At 73.0% G+C, this 215-nt stretch carries 1 protein-coding gene; it reads left to right on the top strand.

The features are described 5' to 3' along the window. Window positions 1–215, top strand: a 215-nt coding sequence (locus MFF21_RS23895; RefSeq protein WP_238315070.1) for an EamA family transporter, incomplete at both ends; no start/stop codon positions are given.

Genomic DNA, 215 nt, shown 5'->3' with positions numbered 1-215 from the left:
TGACCGTGGGCCTCTCCATGTCGGGGGAGGGCGGTTCCTCGGTGCTCGGGGTGGTGCTGTGTGTGCTCGCGGCGATCGCGTACGCCGCCGGTGTCGTCTCGCAGAAGCCGGCGCTGGGCGCGGCGAGCCCGCTGCAGGTGACGACGTTCGGGTGCCTGGTCGGAGCGGTGGCCTGTCTGCCGTTCGCCGGGCAACTGGTCCACGACGCGGCCGAC

Source organism: Methylobacterium organophilum, assembly GCF_022179465.1.
Taxonomy (GTDB): domain Bacteria; phylum Pseudomonadota; class Alphaproteobacteria; order Rhizobiales; family Beijerinckiaceae; genus Methylobacterium; species Methylobacterium organophilum.
The sequence above is the reverse complement of the archived record's forward strand: the minus strand, read 5'-3'. Positions and strand labels throughout refer to the sequence as shown.